Genomic DNA, 20960 nt, shown 5'->3' with positions numbered 1-20960 from the left:
CAGGGCGCGGTCACCGAGGGGGCGGGAACGCGCGCCGAGCAGGTGGGGCGTGGTGACGGGGTCAGGCGAGGACGTTGCGGACGTGCCGTCCGTACGCGGAGTCCAGCAGGGCCTCCGAGCGGCGGACGTCCTCCCGTGCGGCGAGCACCAGCTCGTCCGCCGAGGCGAACCTCTCGGTGTCCCGGATGCGGGCGACGAACCAGAGGTCGACGCGCTCGCCGTACAGATCGCCCGGGGCGTCGTGGCAGTACACCTCGGTGTGGATCTCGGAGGTGTCGCAGAAGGTGGGGTTGGTGCCGACACTGATCGTCGCGCGGTGCACGGTGCCGGTCGCGCGGCGGGCCAGCCAGCCGCTGTAGATCGCGGGCGGTGGGACGGGAGTGCCGGGGTCGGGAGCGACGTTGGCGGTGGGGAATCCCAGGCCCGTCCCCCGGCCGGCGCCGTGCACCACGGTGCCGGCCAGGGGGGTCGTCGGTGTGTCAGCCATGCGGGGTGAGCTCGCGGAACTGGCTGGTGTGGAAGACCAGCGGCTCCACCCCGGGGAAGAGCTCGGCGGTGAGCAGCTCCATCAGGACGATCTCGTGGTCGCCGCCGTCGTACACCGCGCTCACCCGGGCGGTCAGCCACAGGGCCGTGTCGTGGATCAGCACCGCGCCGTCCGGCGTCGCCCGCCACGCGGTGCCCTCGAAGCGGTCGCCCGCGCGGGAGGCGAGCCGCCGGCAGAGCGCGCCCTGGTCACGGCTGAGCACGCTCAGCCCCAGCACGGGCGCCCCTGCCAGCCTCGGCCAGGTGGTCGAGGAGCGGGCCACGCTGACCGCGACCATCGGCGGCTCCAGCGAGATCGACACGAAGGAGCTCACCGCGAGCCCGATCGGTCCGCCGTCGCGCAGCGCACCGATCGCGACCACACCGGTGGGGTAGGCGCCGAACGCCTGGCGCAGCACCGCCGCGTTCAGCTCCGCGGCGTCGGGCTCCGCACCGTTCGGCTCCGCAGCGGTCGGCTCCGCAGCGGTCAGCTCCGCGGACGCGGCGGGCGGGGTCGGATGGTGGGCGGGAGTGACCATGGTCGTCGTCCTCTCGTCGCGCGTGGGGTGGTCAGTGACGGTGCTGCGCGGCCGGGTGGCTGGCAGGCAGGGCGCGGTCGGAGGCGCCGGTCAGCCGCTCGCGCAGCGACTCACCGGCCGTGTACTCGCCGCGGAAGACACCGCGGGCGCGCAGGATCGGGAGCACCGACTCCACGAACTCCGTGGTGGAGGCCGGCTGCACGGTCGGCGAGAGCAGGAAGCCGTCCAGGTCGGCGCCCTCCGCCAGGGCGCAGATCTCGTCGGCGATCTCCTCGGCGGTGCCGACCACCGGGCGGGCGCCGACACCGTGGGTGTGCCAGTCGGCGAGCACGTCGCCGACGGTCCTGCCCGCGAAGCGGGCGACCTGGGTCTGCGACATCTCGGTGGACAGCTCCGACATCGGGGTGCCGGGCGCGTACGAGGAGAGGTCGAGGCCGGTGAACATGGCGTAGCTGGCGACGGTGACCTCCGGACGCTGGGCGTCCAGGACGCGCTGCCAGCGGCGCTCGGCGTCGGAGGTGGTGGCTCCGACCACACAGGAGAACGCCGACATCACCTTGACCTCGTCGGCGCGTCGGCCCGCCTTCACGGCCTCCTCGCGGATCGCCGTGGTGTGCCCGGCGAGCTGCGCCACCGAGCCGCTGCCGACGAACATGCACTCGCCGTGCCGCCCGCCGACCCGTCGCCCGGCCGGGGACGCTCCGGCCTGGAACAGCACCGGGGTGCCCTGCGGGGAGCGGGCGGTGTTGCCGTAGCCGCGCGAGCGGAAGTACGGGCCGTCGTGCTCGACCAGGTGGACCTTCGCCGGGTCGGCGAACCGGCCGTCCTTGTCCTTCTCCAGGGCGTCCGGCTCCCAGGCGCCCTCCCAGTACTTGTAGACCAGGTCGAGGAAGTCCTCGGCCATCCTGTACCGGTCGTCGTGCGCCACCATGTCCATGCCGAAGGCCTTGACCGCCGTGTCGGCGGTGCCGGTGGTCACGACGTTCCAGCCGAGCCGGCCGCCGGACAGCTGGTCCAGGGTGGCCAGTCGGCGGGCGAACGCGTAGGGCGGTTCGACCAGCACCGATCCGGTCACCACCAGGCCCAGGTCGGTGGTGCTCGCGAGCAGGGCCGAGGCGATCACGAACGGGTCCAGGCGCGGCAGGTCCAAGGTCTCCTCGGTGGCGATCGGCGGGCGCACCCCGTCGATCTCCGACCAGCCCCAGGCGTCGGCCAGGAACAGGAAGTCCAGCTTGGCGTCCTCGCAGATCGCCGCGATCTCGCGCCAGTACCCGAAGGTGTCGAACAGGTGCCGGCGGCTGTCCGGGTGGCGCCAGGTGGCGGTGCCGCTCGCGTTGGTCTGGGCGTTCTCGAACAGTCCGAGCTTGAGGTTGCGCATGGGTGGTTCTCCGTTGAACTGGGGGTGGTACCGAGGGAGGGGCGACGGAGGTGCGTTCCGTCAGGACACGGCGGCGGGGGCGTCGAGCTGCGCCGCGTACGGCATGGAGGACTGGGCGCCGAGCCCGGTGACGGCCAGCGAGGCCGCACGGACGGCGCGTTCGGCTGCGGCGAGCAGGTCGGCGCCGCGGGCTAGGGAGTCCGCGAGGGCTCCGCAGAAGGTGTCGCCGGCGCCGACGGTGTCGACGGCGTCCACGACGGGGGCCGGCAGGTGCACGGCGGGGCGGCCCGGCTGTTTGACCAGCGCTCCGTCCGCGCCGAGCGTCACGACGACGGCCCCGCAGGGCAGCGCGGCCCGCTCCAGCAGTTCGCGTGCGCCGTCCGGCCCGGTGGGCCGCTCGGCTCCGAGCAGGGTGGCGAGTTCGCCGAGGTTGGGGACGAGGACGTCGACGGCGGCCAGCACCTCCGGGGCGACCGGCCGGGCCGGGGCCGGATTGAGGACGACCGTGCCGCCCTGCTCCCGGGCCCGCAGTACGGCGGCGGCGGCCACCTCGGCGGTGATCTCGTGCTGGACCAGGACCACCTCCCCCGCGGACCGGGCCAGCCGCTGCGGAAGGTCCGCGACCGACAGTTCGGCGTTCGCGCCCGGGTTGACCACGATGGTGTTCTCACCGGCCCGGTCGACCACGACGGAGGCGATCCCGGTGATGCTCTCCGGCGCCGGGCGCACCGCCTCGACGTCCACGCCCTCGGCGGCGAGCGCCCGCAGGATGGGACCGGCGTCCGCGCCGACCCGGGCGACCAGACGCACTCGTGACCCGAGCCGGGCCGCCGCGACGGCCTGGTTGGCACCCTTGCCGCCGACGCCCTCGACGAATCCCCGTGCGAGCACGGTCTCGCCGGGGCGCGGCAGGTCCTCGACGGTCAGGACGAGGTCGCGGTTGACCGAACCTACGACGGTGATGGGCGGCATCCACACTCCTTGGGAGATCGATCTCCCACACTGTGGACCAGCCCCAGAAAACCGTCAAGTACCCTCGTGCTGCGCATTTCCGCCGGCTCAGACCCGCTGAGCACGTCTCCGACCGCGAAGGACCACCCACGTGACAGCGCCCCGACTCCTCGACGTGGCAGCGGCCGCCGGCGTCTCCCGCGCGACCGCCTCACGCGTCCTGGCCGGCACCCCGCGCAACGTCGACGCGGACCTCGTCCGCCGCGTCGAGGAGGCCGCCCGGCGCCTCGGCTACCGCACCAACCACTCCGCCCGGGCGCTGCGGACCGGCACCACGGGCACCGTCGGCGTGGTCGTCCCCTCGCTCGCCAACCCGTACTTCGTCCAGCTCACCGACGCCCTCGCCCAGCAGGTCCGCGCCGCCGGAGGCCAGTTGGTGGTCTCCGACGCCGCCAACGACACCGCCATCGAGGCCGAGCAGATCGAGACCCTGCTCGGCGGCCGGGTCGACGGCCTGCTCGTCGTCCCCGTCTCCGCCGGCGCGTCCGGGCCCGCCGTCCGGGCCGCCGCCGAACGCGCGCCGGTCGTCCTCTTCGACCGCTGGGCCACGGGCTCCGGCACCGTCGCCGTCACCCTCGACAACGCCGCCGCGATGCGCCTGCTCCTCGACCACCTCGAAAGCCTCGGCCGCCGCCGGATCGCCCTGGTCGCCGCCGACCAGGCGTCCTCCTCCGGCGCGGAACGCCTCGCCGCCTTCACCGAGGCCCGCGGCACCGACGCCACCACCGTGCTGCTGCCCAGCTTCACCACCGACGCCGGCCGCACCGCGGGCCGCCGCATCGCCGAACAGCGCGACCGGATCGACGCCGTCGTCTGCGGCGCGGACGTCCTCGCGGTCGGACTCGTCAGCACGCTGCAGCGCTCGGCGGTCTCCGTGCCCGGGCAGATCGCCGTCACCGGCTTCGACGACACCGAGCTCCTCGAACTCCTCGACCCGCCCATCACCTCCATCCGCCACCCGCTCACCGCGATGGCCGAGCGCGCCCTGACGCTCCTTCAGGCTCCGGCCGGCGACAGGGAGGAGAGCGTGGAGCGCTTCGCCCCGCAGCTGGTGGTGCGGGCCTCCACGGACGCGGACGCCTGACGGCGGCGGCGGAAACGGCGGGCACCAGGGCGCCGGCGGCACGGCGCGGCAGGACCCGACCCCCACCGCGGTGGCGCCGGGGGCGGGTGTCCCGACCCCGTCGGCACCGATACACACGCCGGGGTCCGGGGGGACGGGCGCCGCGTCGGCGGCCTCGGCCGCGGAGGGCAGCCCGTCCAGGTGCCCGGGCGGCGCGGGCGCGCCACGGTCAAGGAGCGCAGCCGGTCGCTCCCGCGCGGGCCGAACGCGGTGGCCGGGGCGCGGCTCGTCACCGAACGCGGCGGCAGCGGCTCCCGGAAGCCACCTGCGGGCGCCGCTCGGGAGCCCAGGCCCGCGGATCACCGAGGGCCTGGGCGGGATCAGTCCTCGTCCGGGCGGCAGAACCTCTCCCCCGGCCGCCCGGACGACCGCCCGGCGGCCCTCAGCCCGTGGGAGTCCCGACCAGGCGGTCGCCCAGGATGCCGGCCAGGTCCGGGCGGTAGTAGTCCCTGATCGACTCGGCCCAGTCCGACACCGCCACCTGGTCCGTGCTCGTGGGTTCCAGGCCGTCGAACAGCGAGTGGATGTTCGGCAGGGCGAAGCCGATGGCCGTCATGACCCCCACGAAGACCGGTCGCTCGATCAGCCCGTCGCCGTCCGGATCCGCCAGGGTCGAGAGTGCCTCGGAGAACTCCCCGATCGCCTCGTCGAACCGCTCCGGCGCGAGCACGACGGCCTTGAACTCCTCGAAGTCGATCCTGCCGTCGCGATTGGCGTCGAGCTCCGTCTCCAGGCTCCCCCAGAAGGCCCGGAACGCACTGAGCATCGCGCCGTGCTTCGCGTCGGCGGCCCCGGGCACCGCCTCGATGACCCGCCCGGCCATCAGCTCGAAGTCGTCGGCTTCGATGAATCCGTTGCCGTCTGCGTCGAACAGGGTGAAAACACACCGAACTCGATCGACCGCTTCTGCCCGCATCGATGTCCCACTTTCCGGAGTCGCGAAGGAAGTCTTCCTCGCGATTCCATCAGGGCGGGCCCGGCGGGCTCCTGCGGATACGGACCGTTCACGCGAAGGAGTGAACGCGCGGCGGCTGCGCCGACGTCTTCGGCAGTGCACCCGCTCGCACCGATCGGGCGCCGGCAGGAACGGGCCGCTCGACGGTGAGCAGCGGCAGGCCGTCCACCGGCAGGGGCGCGGTCCGACCCCGGAGCCGCGGTGGGCTCCGGGGTCGGAGCGTGCTCGCCGACCGGTGGCCACGGCCGCTGCGACGCCGTGTCCCGACGATCCGGCGAGGCCCGTGCCCGTCAGGCGTCGAAGTCGGTCCCCCGGCCGACCGCCTCCCAGTCCCGGACCTCCTTCTCCGCGGCGTCCAGGTGACCGAGGATCGCGTCGACGGCGTCGTTCCCGAGGGCGAGCCGCAGCGGGGTCCGCTCGTCGTCCAGGGCGGCCAGGATCGCGGCGGCGGCCTTGGCCGGGTCGCCCGGCTGCTTGCCGTCGCTCTCCGGCAGTGCGGTGCGCAGCGGTCCGACCACCGACTCGTACGCGGGGATGGCGGCCGCCTGGGCCAGCGCGCCCGCTCCGGCGAAGGAGGTGCGGAAGGAGCCGGGCTCCACGATCAGCACCTTGATGCCGAACGGCGCGACCTCCTGCGCCAGCGCCTCCGAGAGGCCCTCCAGCGCGAACTTGGTGGCCGAGTAGGCACCCACCCCGGCGAAGGTGAACCGGCCGCCCATGCTGCTCAACTGGACGACCGCGCCCGAGCCCTGGGCCCGCATGTGCGGCAGGACGGCACGGGTCAGCGCGGCCGGTCCGAAGAAGTGAAGCTCCATCAGGTCGCGCAACTCGCGGTCGGTGTACTCCTCCACGGCGCCGATCAGCCCGCGCCCGGCGTTGTTGACCAGGACGTCGATCCGCCCGTACCAGAGCAGGGTGTCCGCCACCACGGCGGCGATGCGGGCCGGGTCGGTGACGTCCAGCCGGACCGGGACGACCCGGTCGGAGTGGGCGGCGACCAGCGCGTCCAGCGTCTCGGGCCGGCGGGCGGCCGCCACCACGGTGTCGCCGGCGGCCAGCGCGGCCTCCGCGATCGCCTGGCCGAAGCCGGAGTTGGCGCCGGTGATCAGCCAGACCCGACCGGCCGCGGTCGTCTCGGGGGTGGTTCCGGTCATGGGGGTGCCTCCGTAAGGCGTGACAGAACTCGGTAGTTGACGGACTCTTTTATGTCAGCCAGGGATCGAGGACGTCCAAGACAGAACCCTGGTCGATCGATAAAGACGCTTTATGATCACCGAGTGGAGTTGCGCCAGCTGCGGTACCTGATCGCGATCGCCGACGAGGGCAACCTCGGCCGGGCCGCCGCCCGCCTGTTCGTGAGCCAGCCCGCCCTCTCCTACGCCCTGCGCAGGCTGGAGACCGAGCTGGGGGTCCGTCTCTTCGACCGCCACTCCGGCGGAGTGACCGCCACCGCGGCCGGGCTCGACGTGCTCACCGAGGCCCGCCGCACCGTCACCCAGGCGGAGCGGATCAACGCCGCCGCCGAGCGGCACCGGCGGGCGGCGAGCGGGGTGCTGCGGGTAGGCTTCGAGGCCAGCGGTGCAGGCGAGTTGACCACCCGGCACGTGCCGAGTTCGCCCGCCGGCACCTGGGCGTCCGGGTCGAGCCGAAGCGCTTCGACTGGGGCCAGGAGGCCGACGCGCTGCGCGACGGCCGGGTGGACGTCGCCTTCGTCTGGCTGCCCGCCGACCTCACGGGGCTTCACCACGAGACCGTCCACACCGAGCCGCGGATCGTCGGGCTGCCCACCGGCCACCGGCTGGCCGGGCGCGCGGGCATATCCGTCCTGGAGGTCAACGACGAACCGCTGATGTGGACCGAGCGCGCACCCCGCGCCTGGGTCGACTGGTGGGCGGTCAACCCCCGCCCGGACGGTTCGACGCCGCGCTGGGGGCCGACCAACGACAACGTCGAGGAGATGCTGGAGCAGGTCGCGGAGGGCGCGGCCGTCTGCTTCGCCCCGGCGAGCCTGGCCCGCTACTACACCCGCCCGGACCTCGCCTGGGTCCCGCTGACCGACGTCGAGCCGCTGCGGGTCGCCCTCGCCTGGCCGGCGGGCGAGGACAACCCGCTCGTCCACGGCTTTGCCGCCGTGGTCCGCGAACTGGCCGGCTGAAACGGCCGACCGCCCGGGGCCGAGAGCCCGGACCCTCGCCCGGGAGAATCAGCCCGGCGCCGCCCGCGAGGCCGACGCCGTCCGCCTCTCCCGCCGGTAGGCCCCCGGCGGGGCGCCGAAGTGCCGCTTGAAGGCCTTCGCGAACGCGAATTCCGAGGTGTAGCCGGCGTTCCCGGCCACGGCGCTCAGCGAGTCGGCCGTATCGCGCAGCATGCGTGCCGCGACGGCCATCCGCCACGTCGTCAGGTAGCTGAGCGGTGGCTCGCCGACCACCGTGGTGAACCGCCGGGCGAACGCGGCGCGCGACAGCCCGGCCCGGCTCCCCAGCGATTCGACGGTCCACGGATGCGCCGGGTCGTCGTGGATCGCCCTCAGCGCCGGGGCGATCAACGGGTCGTCCAGTGCCGAGGCCCAGCCCCGCGTCCGCTCCCCGGGCAACTCGTCGTACCAGGACCGCAGGATGTAGAGCAGCAGCAGGTCGACGAGCGCCGTGACCACCGCGTCCGAACCCGGCCGCGGCCGGTGGATCTCGGCGCAGAGCTGGTCGACCGCCGAGCGCAGCGCCGGATGGCGACCGGGGCCGGCCGGGAGGTGGACGACCTCCGGGAGGTCGCCGAGCAGCGGATGCGGCCGGTCGATGTCCAGGTGGTAGGCCCCGCACACCAGCACGCTGCGAGCGCCGTCGCCCTCGACGGTGAAACGCCCGACCGGCGAGGAGGTGTCGACGCGCTCGGGTTCGAAGGCGACCGGCTCGCTGGTGACCGCGTCGCAGATGGCGTGACCGGTGCCGCGCCGCAGGAACACGACGTCGCCGGGGCCCAGGGGTGTCGGATCGCCGCCGACCGGCAGGAGGAAGCAGCGCCCTTCGACGACGACGTGAAATCCGGCTCCCGCGACGGGCTGGAAGCGCACACCCCACGGCGCCTGCGCGTCGGTCCGGACCACGGACGGACGCCCCGTGCGCAGGGCCGCGAGCGTGTCGCTGAGTATGTCCATGCGCTCACCCTAACGCGCTGCGATCGAGACGATCGGACAGTGAATCGAGACTTCGTGTCATTCACTGTCTCGATCGCGACACGTAGCGTTCTCGCCATGAACAACACATCAGACACCCGGCGTGTCGTCGTCATAGGTGGCACCTCCGGCATCGGATTCGCCGTCGCGCAGGCCGCGGCGGCTCAGGGCTCGAACGTGGTCGTCGCCTCCAGCAGCCGGGACCGGGTCGACCTGGCGGTGAGGAAGCTCGGCGACCCGGCCGAGGGCGTCCTGCTGGACGTCGCCGACGAGGCCGCCCTCGTCGCCTTCTTCGACCGGATCGGCGAGTTCGACCACCTCGTCTACACGGCGGGCGAGCCCCTACTGCTGAAGCCGCTCGCCGACCTCACCGCCGAGGAGTCCCGAGCGTTCTTCGAGCGCCGCTTCTGGGGCGCCGTGCTCGCCGCGAAGTACGCCACACCGAAGCTCCGTTCCGGCGGCTCGATCACCCTCACCTCCGGCGCCTTCGCCACCCGGCCCGTCCCCGGAGCCTCGCTCGGCGCCGGCATCACCGCCGCCGTCGAGGGCCTGACGCGAGCCCTCGCCCTGGAACTCGCCCCGCTGCGGGTCAACGCGGTCCGCCTCGGCGCGATCCGCACCGAGCTCTGGGACAGCACCGTGCCCGAGCCGGAGGCCTTCCTCCGGGCGCAGGGCAGCGGCCTTCCGGTGCAGCGCGTCGGCAGCCCCGAGGAGGCTGCGGCGGCCTACCTCTACCTCCTGGGCAACGGCTACGCGACCGGCACGGTCCTCACCCTCGACGGCGGCGCCGCCCTGGCCTGACACCGGACTGCTGTCGGCCCGGACCGGCAAGCCCGGTCCGACAGCCTCGGGCGCCGCCCCCGGCACGTCGTCCGCCGGAGAACGGGAGCCACCCGGACAGGGACAGGGCGCGGAATCCACAGGGACCCCCTGCCGGAGGATCCACCCGCCCGGCCACCGCCCACCGACGCGCCGCACCGCGGACGTCGGACGTCAGACGCCGCGCCGGCCGTGCTCCTGCGCCATCTCCGCGAGGACGGCGTCGAGCGGGGCCGGCGCGACGTTCAGCACCTCCGCGGTGAACGACGCGTCGAGGATGCCGGGTCGGTCGTACAGGTACAACATCTCCGGGAACTCCGCCATGACCGAATCGGTCCGTCCGATCTCCTCCAACTCGGCCGTCGTCATGTGGGTCAGGTCGGGGCCGGGTACGGCGGCCGTCCGGGCCAGGTGGGCGGCCAGCTCACGGACCGGGGCGTGGGAGGTGGACGGCACGTGCCAGGCCCGGCCCCAGGACCTCTCGTTCCGGGCGGCGGCGATCAGCGTCCGGGCCGCGTCACCGGTGTAGGTCCAGCTGTGCGGGGCGTCGAGATCACCCGGGTACGAGACGGACGCGCCGCTCAGCACCCGCTCCCCCACCATGAGCGTGAACGGCGAGTACGCGCCCGCGCCGAGGAAGTCGCCGGCCCGGACCTCGGTCACCCGCACCCGGCCCGCCTCGTGGGCCGAGAGCGCGTCCTGCCACATCCGGGCCCGGACACGGCCCTTGACGCTGGTGGGCGCCATGGGAAGGTCCTCGGTGACCGGCCCGTCGACGGGTCCGTAGCCGTAGGTGTTCCCGAGCATGACGTAGTCCGCTCCGCCGCGTTCCGCTGCGGTCAGCAACGAGGCTGCCAGCGGTGGGAACTCGGCCGGCCACCGGTCGTAGGCCGGCATCGCGCAGTTGAACAGGGCCGCCGCCCCGCGGGCCAGCCCGCTCAGCCGCGCGGTGTCGGTGGCGTCGGCGGCCACCCGCTCGATCCGGTCGTCCACCGGCCCGCCGCCCCGGCGGGTGACGAGCCGGACCTGCTCGCCCGCGTCCGCCAGCAGCCGTGCGGCGGCCGATCCCGTGGATCCGGCCCCGACGATGACGTACAAGGACACGTGTTCACTCCCTGGTCGAAGAGCTGGGACGGGCCCGCCCCAACGCCCCCACCCTCCGCCACGGTTGATCCGTAAGGTAGTGGCCCGAATGCCAAACATCCGGAGGTTCGGGCCATGCACCGCGTTGCCGTCGTCGCCGTCCCCCCTGCCACCACCTTCGACCTGTCGATCCCGGAACTCGTCCTCGGCGAGACGAGCGTCGACGGCCGCCCCGGCTACCGGGTGCGCGTCTGCACCGCCCGCCCCGGTCCCGTCGTCACCGGCAGCATGCAGGTCACCGTCCTCCACGGGCTGGAGGCCGTCGACGACGCCGACACCGTCATCGTGACCGGCACCGGTGCCCGCGACGACATCGACCCGCGTGTCCTCGCGATGCTGCGCCACGCGTCGGCCGCGGGAAAACGCATCGCCTCGATCTGCACCGGGGCGTTCGTGCTCGCCCGGGCCGGGCTGCTCGACGGCCGCAGCGCCACCACCTACTGGGCCAAGTCCGAGGAGTTCTCCGCCCGCTTCCCCGCCGTCCGGCTGCGGCCCGACGTGCTCTACGTCGAGGACGGCAACGTCCTGACGTCCGCAGGACTGTCGGCCGGCATCGACCTGTGCCTGCACCTGATCCGCTCCGACTACGGCGCCGCGGCGGCCAACGCCGTCGCCAGACTGGTGGTGGCGGCACCGGTGCGGCCCGGTGGGCAGGCACAGTTCATCGCGACGCCGCTGCCGCCCGAGACGGGCATCTCGCTGGCCGCGACCCGGGCCTGGGCGCTCGACCGCCTGGACGAGCCGCTCACCCGCGCCGACCTCGCCGCTCACGCGAGGACCAGTGTGCGCACGCTGGCCCGCAGGTTCCACGACGAAACGGGTCTGAGCCCGCTGCAGTGGCTCCTCCACCAGCGGGTGATCCGTGCGCAGGAACTCCTGGAGACGACCGACCTGTCGATGGACCAGGTCGCCCGGCTCAGCGGCCTCGCCACCACGGACTCCCTGCGCCGGCACCTGGCGCGACGAACGGGGCTCGCTCCCAGCGCGTACCGGGCCGCGTTCACGCAGCGGTGACCGGCCGCCTGCACGGACCGGCCCGGCACCGATCTCCTCCCCCCGGCCGGTACCACGGCCGGGCCCGGGAACGTACCCTGCCCGGCATGACCACTGAGATTCGTCTTCGGCCCGCAACGAGGGAAGACCTTCCCGTCCTGGACCTACTGAACAACTCCGGTCCGGAAACGGCCTCGGCCTTCGGGTGGTTCGGATGGAACGATCCGGCGCGTATGACGCGCCGCTGGGAGGAGAACGGGCTGCTGACGCCCGACTCCGGGAACCTCGTGGTGGCCGAGGGCGACGAGGTGCTCGGTCACGTCTCCTGGCACCGCTCCCAGCAGGGCCCGCTCAACCACAGCTGGAACATCGGCGCCGGGATCCTGCCCGAGGCCCGCGGACGCGGCGTCGGGACGACGGCCCAACGACTGCTCGTCCGGTACCTCTTCGCCCACACCCAGGTGAACCGGATCGACGCCAGCACCGATGTGACGAACGCCGCCGAACAACGTGCGCTGGAGAAGGCGGGTTTCACCCGTGAGGGCATCCTGCGAGGCGCCCACTTCCGGAACGGGAGCTTCCACGACATGGCCCACTACAGCATCCTGCGGCACGAGGTGGCCCTCGACTGACTCTCCGACGCTCCGCCCGTGAGGCGCTGCGCCGGCGGCGACGGCCCGACGCGGCCGTGACCTCCCGACCGCGCGGGAGGTCACGACAGAACGGCACTGACGTCTTCCCCGACGGTTCGCCCACGGGTGCTTCACCGGGGCGGAGCCGACCGCCCCGGTCAGGCGGGCGGGCCGGACCAGATCACGTTCTTGCGCTGCGACCCGAGGCCGTGGTCGATCCCGACGGAGAACGGGTCGGCCGCGCCGGCCGGCAGCGCGTACGCGGACACGCCGGTGGCCTGCTCGCCGGGCGCGAGGGAGCCGGGGAGGATCTTCATCCGTGCGCTCCCGTCGATCAGGGTGAAGACGGGACCGCCGTAGGCGTCCCTGACGGAGGGCAGCCCCGCCCCTTCGAGCGAGACGCCCTGGGACCCGGTGTTGACGACGGTGATCGTCACCTGGACGATCTTGGCGTTCTTGGGGGCCTCGAAGACGGTCGTGCTGGGGACGTAGCGCTCCGGCGCGGCCATGGTGACCTTCAGCCCGTCCGGGTACGTGTAGGACTGGCCGAACGACAGACGCCTGGCCCTCTCGTCCGCAGCCGCCTTCTCCCGCTCGGCCGCGATCCGCTGCCGCTCCGCCTCGATCCGCTGCTTCTCGGCCTCGGCCCGTTCCTTCTCCTGCGCCGCCCTCGTCTCGGCGGCCTCGATCGCGGCTTCGGCCCGGACCCGCGCGGCCTCCTCCTCCGCCTTCCGTTCCTGGTTGACCGCCCAGAGCTGTGTCACGACGAACACGCCGGCACCCGTCGAGACCAGCAGACCGGTGATGCCCAGGATCACGCCCGCGAGCGCCGCCGCACGGTTGGTCGCGAGGCCCTTGCGCACCTGCCCCAGGCCGACGGCCCCGAGGATCACGGCGAGCAGGGCCGGCAGCCAGGACAGCCAGAAGAGGATCACGGCCAGGCTCAGCGTGGAACCGACGATCCCGAGCACCATGGCCGCGGTCCCCAGAGAGTTGCGGGGCGGCGGCACCGGCATCGGGTACGGGGCCCAGGGCGGCGGACCCGCCGCCGCGAACGCCGGGGCCCCACCGCGGTCGGTGGCGTCGCCCCGGTCCGGACCCGGCGGAGTCCACGGGTCGTCGCCGGTCGTGTCCTCGACGGGCCGCGTGTCGGTCGTGTCCTCCACGGGCGGCGGGCTGTCGGGCGGGGCGGGAACGGTCATGCGAAATCCTTCACGCACGTGGAGACGAGGAGCGCCTGTCGGCTCCGGGGCCGAAGCCCGGCCCGATCCGGCGACGGCAGCGGCCCGGCGTCCGCACGGCCGTCACCCGGGCAGGCAGAACCGCACGTCAGAGGCCGTCGTGGGACACCGGGAGCACCGGCGGGTGATCAACATACAGGGTCCCGGGAAACAGCCCGCCACCGGCGGCCCGACCGGACCCGGGGCACCGGCCGCCGCCGTCCCCTGTCCGCGTACGGCACCGCCCCGACGGGGGCGGCCCGCGCGGTGGCCGCCGCCGCGTCCGTCATGCCGAACCCTGCCCGACGACGCGTTCCGGCGCTACCGTCGACGCGGGCCGAGGAGCGCGGGGACGAGCAGCGGGCACCCGCGCGGCATGCGGTCGATCACGGCACGGACAGCGTGGGCGACGACGACCGGGGAGAACCGATGGCTTCGTGGGACGCGTGCTTGGAGACGTTCGACGAGGTGTACGGCGCGCTGCCGCGGTCCGTGCGAGCGACCTGCCCGGGGTGCGGGAGCGCGGCCGGGAGCCTGCACCTGCTGGACCTGACCTCCGATCCGGCGAAGGAGGCAGCGGCTCCTTCTGGTGCGGCGACTGCCGCTACGGGATCGCGCTCCGCCGCTGCCAGATCCCCCGGGGCGCGCAGGTGGTGGGGTACGACACGCCGGAGGCGGAGCTGCCGGGGTCACTGCCGTCGGTACGGCTCGTCCCTCCGGCCTGACCCGGCCGGGCTCCGGCCTCCGGTGCGTGCCGCACGGCGGTCAGCCGAACAGGCCGGTGAGCCTGCGCCACACGGAGGCCGGCAGGACGTCGGGGCTGCCCGCCCGCCCGGCCTCGGCGGCCCGGGCCGTCGCGGGCACCGGCGCCGGGTCGGTCGACGGCCCGCCCGCAGGTGCGGCGGCGGGCGCTCCGCAGGGCCGGGCGGCGGACGGCGGAGCGGGAACGGGTTCGTGGACGCGAACGGCCTCGGCACGCACCAGCGCGCCCATCGCGGCATAGACATCGAACGGCATGACGGATCTCCTGCGGTGTGCGGAGTCGGACGGTGGTCGCGGCAGGCCGGGGCCGGTGCGATCGGCGGCGACACCGCCCACGCGTCCCGGCACCTCCCGGCCGGGCACCGTCAGCAGCGCAGGACCACCTCGCGGACGGGCCCGACGCCTTCACCGGTCCTGGGCCGGGCCGCCCCCGCGTCGGGTCGCCGCTCCGCTCCGTCACCGTGGGCCGCCACCGTCCCGGTCCGGACGGCCCGGTGGACGACGACGCCCGCCGACACACCCACCCGGTCACGGCGTCGCTCGCAGGGCTCGGAGCAGTTCTCCGGATCGGGCGCGCCGGGCGGCGTCGAAGGGCCACCCTCACCTGCGGGCCGTTCCTGGCCGGCTGCGCAGTGGCCGCTCGCCACGCGCTCCGGGAAGCCGCTGTCGGCTCCCCCGCCGAGCAGCGCGAGCGCGAGTGCGACACCCATCAGCACCACGACCGCGAACCGGGCCGTGGAATGGCCGAGCCGGGTCGTACGCCCCATGGGTCATCCTCCAGGAATCCGCTCCCAGCCAACTCCGGACGGGCCTTGGACCACCCTCCGAAGCGCACCCGCCTCACCCATCAGGGGAGCCGATTCACCCTGACGGCGTACGTCGAGGACGTCTGCCGGTCACTCTCCGTAAAAGCACTCCCGCTTCAGGCCATGCGTGCCTTCTCGTCGCCGGCGCGGAGCCCGGCGCCTGAGCACGACCCGGACCGGGTGCCGGCCGCCCGTTCGTGACCGCGGCTCCGCACCGCCGGCGCATCGCGCGCGGGCCCGGCAGCGGGAGCGCTGCCGGGCCCGGCCGGGGTGGCGTGCTTCAGCGGCGGCCACCCGGGTCCTGCGGGGTCACAGCCTCCAGACCTGGTCGTTGTAGGACGGCACGCAGTCGTACACGCGGGCGGGGTCGGAGCTGTCCTGCCAGGCGAAGAAGACGAGGCAGCGGTTGTTGTGGGTGTTGCGGATCTGGTAACCCTGGTCGACCTTGTCGAGCTGCCAGACCTGGTCGGCGAACTGGGCGTCGCAGAACGTCTGAAGAGCGGCCGCTCCGTTGTCGGGCGTCTGCCACGGGACGTAGAGGCAGCGGTTGCTGTAGGTGTTGCGGACCTGGTAGCCCTGCGCGACCTTCTCCACCCGCCAGAGCTGGTCGGTGTACTGGGGGTCGCAGAAGCTCTGGCGAGCGTTCGCACCGTCGCCCGGCGTCTGCCACGGGACGTAGAGGCAGTTGCCGTTGTGGACGTTCTTGATGGAGGCGGTGCGCCAGCGCACGCTCCGCACCCAGTCGGCGAGGACGTCGGCGCGGGTGCCGTGGGCGCCGGTGCGGGTCTCGGTGGCCGGGACGCCGAGGCAGCCGCCCTGCCAGGAGCGGCTGGTGACGGCGACGAGCTCGCCCTGGCCCCCCGTCTCGCGGATCACGGGCGCGCCGGTGTCCCCGAGGCAGACGGTGGCGTCGGCGGGCGCGGTGGCGGTGAGGTCGATGCCGGCCGCCTCGACGGCGCCCACGCCGAAGGTGGCGGTGTGGGGCGCGGCGGGGGCCCACACGGTCCTGGTGCGCCCGTAGCCGGCGACCTTCAGTCCCTCGCCCGGGACCGGCGCCGCGGTGGCGACCGCGAGCGGGACGACGGCGGTGGCGGGCGAGGCCAGACGGGCCATCACGAGGTCCCGGTCGGCGTGCGGGACCAGCTCGGTCACCTCCGAGGTGTGCCCGCCCGCCCCGTTCAGGTCACCGCGGCCGACGATCGCCGTGGTCCTCTTCTGCGGCGCACCCGCCGGCACCGCGAGCGACTGCGCCGGGTTCTCGGCGAAGCAGCTCGCGGTCGTCAGCACCCAGTACGGGTCGACCAGCGTCCCGGTGCAGGTGCGGTTGCCGACGCCCAGCTTGGCCAGGTACGGCCGGTCCGAGGCGCCGGTGCCCGGCGACGCGGGGCCGGTGGCGGTGATCTCCAGCAGGGTGTGGGCGCGCCCCTGGGGGTCCGCCGCCTCCCCGACCGCGGTCCACAGGTGCCGGTCGACCGTGAAGGAGGTACCGGCACCGTCGACGGACATGGCGACGCTCACGTCGCGCACGCCGTCGCTCTGGATGCCGTGGACCCGCGGGACCTCCAGGCTCAGGTACCCGGTCGCCCCCGTCATGCGGAAGCAGAGGTCGTCCCGGCCGCGTGCCATGATCCGCAGCAGGCCGCCCCCCGGCGCACAGGGCGCCAGCACGATGTTGCCGTTGCCGGCTTTCAACCGCACGCCCCTCTCGGCGAGGATCCGGTCCGCGTCCGGATACGAACCGTCCTCGACGACGAACGGCGCGGCGGCGGTGGGCGTCGCGCCGGCCGGTGTGATGCCGAAGGCCCCGTAGAGCAGCGACATCCCGATCGCCGCGCCGGCTGCCACTATTCGAGAAGAAACCCTCATTTCGGGCTCCTCACCCCCCATATCCCTCTGGCTTGAATTCGACTTCCCCGTCATCGGCACGGCGACCGGCGGCGGCCCGGGCGGTGCCGCGCGGATGCGCCGGCACCACGTCCCGGCCGCCGACCTGCCGGGATGACGGGTCATTGATATCACCTCGGCCGCTGAACGAACCCCGACTGTCCGCAATGTGATGGATAGTAAATTATGGGTCGGATGCGTCCATTGTTCTGACAAATTCGACGGAAACCCGCGGCGCGTCGAACGCGTCATGAAATCATTCGCCCCGGGGGGAAGTCGTTCACCCCAATCGGTTTCGTGACGAACTGACTGATTTCGAGGGGATCGAGGGGATTATGCAACAGCAGATACCGCGGGGGCGTCGGAAGGAGTCCCCGCACGCCGGACCGGCGCGCCGCCTTCTGGCGGGCATCGCCGTGCTCGCCCTCGCGGCGGGATCGCTGTCCGCCGCCGCCACCGCGGCGGCGGACACGCCCGCATCACCCGCCCCCGGCCCCCGGGCCCAGGCGGTCGCCGAGTGGAAGTCGGGCGGAAAGGCGGTCCGGGCCGCCGCCGGACAGGCACTCACCGGATCGGACGGCGAGATCGCCGCGTTCCTGGAGACCGGGCGCGCGATCGCGGCCGAGGAGGACGACCGGCTCGCCGTCCTCCACCTGCTCAACGTCAGCGGCCCCGGCGTCCGGGAGGCCGCGCAGGCGGCGCTCGCCGGCACGCCGCAGCAACTGCGTGCCTTCCTGACGACCGGCTGGACGGCGCCGTTCACGGAGGACCGCAAGGTCGGCATCCTGCGGGCCATGAACACCGGCGGGACCGCCGTGAAGGAGGCCGGCCAGCTGGCTCTCGACGACGGCTCCCCGGAGGCGGCGGCCCGGTTCTTCGCCACCGACCTGCAGAAGGCGCAGGAGGAGGACGACCGGGTCCGCGTCCTGCGGCTGCTGAACGTCGGCGGCCCCCAGCTGAGGAAGGCCGCCAGCGCCGCCCTGGACGCCGGCCCCGCAGAGGTCCGGGAGTTCCTGCGCGAGGGCCAGAACGCCGCCCGCGCCCAGGACCAGGAGGCCATGACGGTCGGACAGCTCGTCGAGGCGGCCCGCCAGGCGGGCGCCGAGGCCGCCAAGGAGACCGCGTCGGCCAAGGAGGCCTCGGGCCGCGCCGTGGACTCCGCACGCCTGGCCAAGGAGGCGGCCCAGCGGGCCGCCGCCGAAACCGCCGCCGCCCAGGGATCGGCCCAGAAGGCGACGGCGGCCGCGAGCCGGGCCGCGGACGCCGCCGAGAGCGCGGCCACCGCCGCCCGCACCGCGATCACCGCAGCCAACGCGGCCAGCAGTGCGGCCCGCACCGCGGCCTCCGCGGCCTCCGCCGCCGCAGCCGCGTCGGCCGCGGCGGGCCGGGCCGCCGCCCGTGCCTACCAGGCCGCGTCCGCCGCGGCCCAGGACCAGAACCAGGCCGCCGCCGCCCGCGCGGCCGCGCAGACCGCCCGCGACGCCGCCGTCGGCGCCGGCAACGCGGCCCAGTCCGTCTTCCAGGCCATCGGCGCCCTCAACGAGGCCCTGACCGCCGTCGGCGAAGCACTCGACGCCGGCTCCCACGCTGCCGCCGCCGCCACCGCCGCCACCGCCGCCGGCGGCAACAGCGCGGTCGCCCAGGCCCAGGCGAACCGCGCGAACGCCGCCGCCGCCAAGGCCCGGCGCCTGTCCGCCACCGCAACCGCGGCCTCCAACACCGCCAAGGCGATGGCCGGCAAGGCCCTGACCGCCGCCCAGCAGGCCCGCACCGCCGCCAACGAGTCCGCCGCGCACGCCAACGCCGCCGCCCGGGCCGCCCAGGACGCGGCCGACCACGCCGGCCAGGCCGGCAACTGGGCCAACCTCGCCACCGAGCACGCCAACGCCGCCGTACAGGCAGCCGAGAAGGCCACCACCGCCGCGAACCAGGCCGACCAGGTCGAACAGACGGCCCGCCAGGCCGAGACCGTCGCCCTGGAGAGCGACCGCGACCTGTCCGTCCAGTACGCGGAGGAACAGAAGCAGCAGTACGTCGAGCAGCAGTCCGCGCAGGCCACCGAGCGCGCCGAGTCACTGCGCCAGGACGAGGAGACCAAGCAGCTCCTCGCCGAGGCCACCGCCCCCGTGGCACCCACCGAGACCGTCCTCGTCAAGGGCCGCAAGGCGGCCCTGCGTCTGCTGGAGACCGGCTCGCCGTGGACCGAGCGTGCCGCCGAGGCGGCCCTGGCCGGCACCGAGACCGACGTCCGGCAGTGGCTCGCCGGCGGTCGGAGCACCGCGGCCGCCCAGGACGACTACACCAAGATCGCCGCCCTCGCGGCGAGCGGCACCCCCGCGCTCAAGACGGCAGCCCTCGCCGCGCTGGACACCGGCCCCGGCGAGCAGGCGGCCTTCCTGGAGACCGGCCGGCACACCGTCCTGACCGACGACTACCGCGTCCAGATCCTCGCCCTGATGAACAGCGGCGGAAAGGCCGTCAAGGAAGCCGGATCGGCCGCCCTGGACGCCAACTCCACCGAGGCGTTCCGCGTCTTCCTCGCCACCGGCCAGCACCTGGCCCGCGAGGAGGACGACAAGGTCGAGGCGCTCAGGCTTTCGGCCACCGCCGGACCGCGCGTCAAGGCCGCGGCCCAGGTCGCCCTCGCCGGCCCCGCCCCTCTCCTGCGCGACTTCGTCGCCGAGGTCCAGCACAAGGCCGCCACCCGCGACCAGGACGACGCCGTCCACGTCGCCGGCATCCGGCGCCTGGTCGCCGAGGGCAAGGCCCTCGCCGCCACCGCCACCCAGAACGCGGCCCAGGCCGCCGAGGCCGCCGCCACCGCCAGGGGCGCCGCCGCCGAGGCCACCGGCTACGCGGCCCAGGCCGCCGCCTCCGCGCACACCGCACAGCAGGCGGCCGACCAGGCCTCCGACGCGGCCAGGTCCGCCGACGCCTCCGCGCGCCAGGCCGCCGAATCGGCCACCCGGGCCAGGAACGCGGCCGCGTCGGCGAACAGCTCGGCCGCCCAGGCGACCCGGTCCGCCCACCGCGCCGCGAACTCCGCCGCCACCGCTGCGGCCTCCGCCCGCGCCGCCTACGAGTCGTCGTCGCGCGCGTACGCCTCCGCCGTGGCCGCGGGCAAGAGCGCCGGCGAGGCCCTGACCCTGGCCGGCGAGGCATTCGGCCACGCCATCACGCTCGCCCAGCAGGAGGCCAAGGCCAACGCCACCGCGCCCACCTCACCGGGCACCCCCGGCGACCCGGGCACCGGCCCGGGCGACGAGTTCGAGCCGGCGCACCCGGAAGAGCCGATGGACCTCGAAGGCGGGCTGTCCGCCGCCGACGCCGCCACCCTGGCCCTCGACATCATCGGCATCTTCGACCCCACACCGATCAGTGACGGCGCCTCGGGCCTCCTCAGCCTCTTCCGCGGCGACCTCGCGGGTGCCGGCCTGTCCGCGGTCGCGATCATCCCGTTCGCCGGCGACCTCTCCAAGCCGGCCAAGATCGCGAAGCTCCTGGGGAAGAACAGCCACATCGCGAAGCGGGCCACCGACCTGGAATGGGTGAAGTGGGCCGCGCAGAGCCTCAAACACGTCTCACCCGCCAAGCTCGGCGACGGCGTGGCCACGCTCAACACACTCGCCCGCGACGCCAAGAAGGGATACACCGCGAATTCCCGGTCCGCCGCCATCAGGCACAACCTGCCCACCGACCTCGAAGGGCCCGTGCCCTTCGTTCCGCCGAAGGGCTGGATGGGAAAGCCCGAAAGGGGCGGCGGCTTCAGGGACGCCTACGGAAATCTCTGGAAGAAGGCGGACGACGGGAAGGACGAATGGGATGTCCAGGTGAAGAAGGGAACGAAGTTCTCCATCTTCTCCAGCGGTAAGAACCAGGGCAAGGATTTCGAACACGCCAACATCTCCCCGGACGGCTACGTCACGCACTGAGACGAAACCCGCCCGCCGCCACCGGCCCCGGCACCCCCGCCGGGCCGGTGGCGGCACCGACCGACACCA

The 20960-nt window shown here is 74.1% G+C and carries 18 protein-coding genes and 1 pseudogene; 7 read left to right on the top strand and 12 right to left on the bottom strand.

The annotated features are described in order from the left end of the window. Positions 1-61: 61 nt before the first annotated feature. From PUR61_RS04670 to PUR61_RS04655, 4 genes are read right to left on the bottom strand one after another with little or no spacing between them, the layout of a single operon-like run. Entirely contained in the window at positions 62-487 is a 426-nt protein-coding gene (locus tag PUR61_RS04670; RefSeq protein WP_329875915.1) for a riboflavin kinase, read from the bottom strand. Further along, on the bottom strand, positions 480-1064 hold the full coding sequence (locus tag PUR61_RS04665) for a flavin reductase family protein (RefSeq protein ID WP_329875913.1): 585 nt from the start codon (positions 1062-1064) through the stop codon (positions 480-482). Before PUR61_RS04665 ends, PUR61_RS04670 begins: the two co-directional genes overlap by 8 nt. Positions 1065-1095: 31 nt before the next feature. After that, positions 1096-2442, bottom strand: a complete 1347-nt coding sequence (locus PUR61_RS04660; RefSeq protein WP_329875911.1) for an NtaA/DmoA family FMN-dependent monooxygenase — start codon at positions 2440-2442, stop codon at positions 1096-1098. Between the two features lie 60 nt (positions 2443-2502). Continuing rightward, positions 2503-3414, bottom strand: coding sequence for a ribokinase (locus PUR61_RS04655; RefSeq protein ID WP_329875909.1), 912 nt, complete (start codon positions 3412-3414; stop codon positions 2503-2505). Between the two features lie 130 nt (positions 3415-3544). On the opposite strand from PUR61_RS04655, the gene PUR61_RS04650 reads away from it, so the two are divergent. Further along, a complete protein-coding gene (locus tag PUR61_RS04650) occupies positions 3545-4537 on the top strand; it encodes a LacI family DNA-binding transcriptional regulator (RefSeq protein ID WP_329875907.1) in 993 nt (330 codons plus the stop codon). 421 nt (positions 4538-4958) lie between these two features. Here the strand turns inward: PUR61_RS04650 and PUR61_RS04645 are convergent, their stop codons facing one another. Then, complete coding sequence (locus PUR61_RS04645; protein WP_329875905.1) at positions 4959-5492, bottom strand: EF-hand domain-containing protein; 534 nt, start codon at positions 5490-5492, stop codon at positions 4959-4961. 329 nt (positions 5493-5821) lie between these two features. After that, positions 5822-6685 (bottom strand): oxidoreductase, encoded by an 864-nt coding sequence (locus PUR61_RS04640; protein WP_329875903.1) that lies wholly within the window; start codon positions 6683-6685, stop codon positions 5822-5824. A gap of 51 nt (positions 6686-6736) precedes the next feature. Here PUR61_RS04640 and PUR61_RS04635 point away from each other — a divergent pair. Then, positions 6737-6931: pseudogene (locus PUR61_RS04635) on the top strand (helix-turn-helix domain-containing protein); the annotation flags it as partial. Positions 6932-7158: 227 nt separating this feature from the next. Further along, the gene (locus tag PUR61_RS04630) at positions 7159-7686 is read left to right on the top strand and encodes a LysR family substrate-binding domain-containing protein (protein WP_329875996.1); all 528 of its coding nucleotides are present in this window, start codon (positions 7159-7161) and stop codon (positions 7684-7686) included. A gap of 48 nt (positions 7687-7734) precedes the next feature. Here PUR61_RS04630 and PUR61_RS04625 read toward each other — a convergent pair whose 3' ends face one another. Next, positions 7735-8682: an AraC family transcriptional regulator gene (locus PUR61_RS04625; protein ID WP_329875901.1), complete on the bottom strand. Its 948-nt coding sequence runs from the start codon at positions 8680-8682 to the stop codon at positions 7735-7737. Between the two features lie 96 nt (positions 8683-8778). Here PUR61_RS04625 and PUR61_RS04620 point away from each other — a divergent pair, with 96 nt between their 5' ends. Continuing rightward, positions 8779-9501, top strand: a complete 723-nt coding sequence (locus PUR61_RS04620) for an SDR family oxidoreductase (RefSeq protein WP_329875899.1) — start codon at positions 8779-8781, stop codon at positions 9499-9501. 192 nt (positions 9502-9693) lie between these two features. Here PUR61_RS04620 and PUR61_RS04615 read toward each other — a convergent pair whose 3' ends face one another. Next, on the bottom strand, positions 9694-10623 hold the full coding sequence (locus PUR61_RS04615) for an NAD-dependent epimerase/dehydratase family protein (protein WP_329875897.1): 930 nt from the start codon (positions 10621-10623) through the stop codon (positions 9694-9696). 114 nt (positions 10624-10737) lie between these two features. Here PUR61_RS04615 and PUR61_RS04610 point away from each other — a divergent pair, with 114 nt between their 5' ends. Then, positions 10738-11676 (top strand): GlxA family transcriptional regulator, encoded by a 939-nt coding sequence (locus tag PUR61_RS04610; protein WP_329875895.1) that lies wholly within the window; start codon positions 10738-10740, stop codon positions 11674-11676. 86 nt (positions 11677-11762) lie between these two features. Then, positions 11763-12287 carry a GNAT family N-acetyltransferase gene (locus PUR61_RS04605; RefSeq protein WP_329875893.1) on the top strand — a complete coding sequence of 175 codons (525 nt, stop codon included), beginning with the start codon at positions 11763-11765 and terminating at the stop codon, positions 12285-12287. Between the two features lie 158 nt (positions 12288-12445). On the opposite strand, the gene PUR61_RS04600 is transcribed toward PUR61_RS04605, so the two are convergent. From PUR61_RS04600 to PUR61_RS04585, 4 genes are all read right to left on the bottom strand, one after another. Beyond that, positions 12446-13489, bottom strand: coding sequence for a hypothetical protein (locus tag PUR61_RS04600; protein ID WP_329875891.1), 1044 nt, complete (start codon positions 13487-13489; stop codon positions 12446-12448). Positions 13490-14272: 783 nt separating this feature from the next. Then, positions 14273-14524 (bottom strand): hypothetical protein, encoded by a 252-nt coding sequence (locus tag PUR61_RS04595; RefSeq protein ID WP_329875889.1) that lies wholly within the window; start codon positions 14522-14524, stop codon positions 14273-14275. Positions 14525-14634: 110 nt separating this feature from the next. Then, the gene (locus PUR61_RS04590; protein WP_329875887.1) at positions 14635-15036 is read right to left on the bottom strand and encodes a hypothetical protein; all 402 of its coding nucleotides are present in this window, start codon (positions 15034-15036) and stop codon (positions 14635-14637) included. Between the two features lie 348 nt (positions 15037-15384). Beyond that, positions 15385-16920, bottom strand: coding sequence for a trypsin-like serine protease (locus tag PUR61_RS04585; protein ID WP_329875885.1), 1536 nt, complete (start codon positions 16918-16920; stop codon positions 15385-15387). A 374-nt stretch (positions 16921-17294) separates the two neighbouring features. On the opposite strand from PUR61_RS04585, the gene PUR61_RS04580 reads away from it, so the two are divergent. Then, entirely contained in the window at positions 17295-20891 is a 3597-nt protein-coding gene (locus PUR61_RS04580; protein WP_329875883.1) for a hypothetical protein, read from the top strand. Positions 20892-20960: the final 69 nt, after the last annotated feature.

Source organism: Streptomyces sp. BE20 (assembly GCF_036322525.1).
Classification (GTDB): domain Bacteria; phylum Actinomycetota; class Actinomycetes; order Streptomycetales; family Streptomycetaceae; genus Kitasatospora.
This window is presented reverse-complemented; position numbering and strand designations above follow the sequence as displayed.